The 1,480-nt window shown below is 48.8% G+C and carries 3 protein-coding genes; all 3 read left to right on the top strand.

The genetic code is table 11. From position 1 onward, the window contains the following. Nucleotides 1-231: transposase (locus tag BBW68_RS14665; protein ID WP_186821355.1), on the top strand; the 231-nt coding region annotated here is incomplete at its 5' end. A gap of 81 nt (nt 232-312) precedes the next feature. Further along, nucleotides 313-957 (top strand): phage tail protein, encoded by a 645-nt coding sequence (locus tag BBW68_RS14670; RefSeq protein WP_070135913.1) that lies wholly within the window; start codon nt 313-315, stop codon nt 955-957. A 108-nt stretch (nt 958-1,065) separates the two neighbouring features. After that, a partial coding sequence (locus BBW68_RS14675) for an IS1595 family transposase (protein ID WP_148127470.1) occupies nt 1,066-1,480 on the top strand: 415 nt, incomplete at its 3' end.

The raw sequence follows: 1,480 nt of genomic DNA on the forward strand, positions 1-1,480 counted from the left end.
ATCCACTCCACGAACACGCTGGAGCGCCTGAATAAAGAGGTTAAGCGGCGTTCCGACGTGGTGGGTATTTTTCCCAACGAAGAGAGCATAACCCGGCTTCTGGGTGCGGTGCTGACGGAGCAGAACGAAGAATGGCTGTTGCAGAACCGCTACCTGCCGCAGCACAGCATGGCGGAGATAAAGCAGACCGCTGAAAACGATGTGATCGAGGCGCTGCCACTCAGCGCTTAACAGACATATTACCGGACCGGAAGGCTGGATCTGAATTTACACCACCTTGACGGACTCGACCATATTCTGGCTGAAGTAGGCATGAAGCCCGATGGCAGCCAGTCGGCACAGCTACTGGCGGCAATTAAGGCCATTGCAACAAGTATTGCGGCAGAGACCAGCGCCAGTATCCTGCCTGTCGGTGCCCCTATCACCTGGCCGTTGGATAATATTCCCGCAGGCTATGCCCTGATGCAGGGAGAGACGTTCGATAAAAGCAAATATCCGAAATTGGCAATGGCTTACCCATCAGGCATCATTCCTGATATGCGTGGCCAGACCATCAAAGGTAAATCTGATGAACGAGCCATACTCAGCAGAGAGGTGGGTGGCATTCAATCCCACACGCATTCAGCAACGGTGTCTAATACAGATTTAGGGTCAAAAGCCACGGACGTTTTTGATTATGGTAATAAAGGAACGGATGGGCAGGGAGAACATACCCACACCTGGGGTTCTGCAATGAGAAAGGAAGGTGGTGGCGATCAAAATGTCGGTAGCAATCTAGGTAATACATTTGGAACAACGTCTGCAGCGGGTCATCACGGACATACTGTTGCCATCGGCCCACATGCACATAATGTTCATATAGGTTCGCATGGACATGCTATCACCATCAATGCAACAGGAAACGTGGCAAACACAGTAGATAATATTGCGTTTAATTATATCGTGAGGCTGGCATAATGATTTTTGAAAAATCTGATAAACCACAAGTCATAACTGTTTACAATTTACGCGCTAATACAAAAGAAGGGGCTGTCCTAGATAACTAAGATCATCTAGGATAGTGCCATGAGAAAAAGCAGACTCAGTCAGTACAAACAGGAACGGTTACTTGAACAGTTTATTGCAGGCTCCACAGCCCGTATTGCCGCAGAGCTGGTTGGTGTCCACAGGAACACTGCTGCATACTATTTTCACCGCCTCAGAGTGCTGATAGCCGAGCACGTAGATAGGCACTCCTGGTTTGATGGCGAGATTGAACTGGACGAAAGTTATTTTGGTGGTCGTCGTAAAGGTCAGCGTGGCAGAGGTGCTGCCGGAAAAGTGCCTGTTTTCGGGCTTCTCAAGCGTGGTGGTAAGGTGTATACCAAGGTCATACCCGATGCCAAATCACGCACATTACTGCCGATAATAGAGTCAAAAATTTACCCTGACAGCATCGTCTATACCGATAATTTTGCCAGTTATGATGTACTGGATGTGA

Origin of the sequence: Candidatus Erwinia dacicola (genome assembly GCF_001756855.1) — a bacterium.
GTDB lineage: Bacteria > Pseudomonadota > Gammaproteobacteria > Enterobacterales > Enterobacteriaceae > Erwinia > Erwinia dacicola.

Bases quoted from the DNA above. Each gene is read 5' to 3' on its own strand.
- BBW68_RS14670 (WP_070135913.1), top strand. From the start codon at position 313: ATGAAGCCCGATGGCAGCCAGTCGGCACAGCTACTGGCGGCAATTAAG.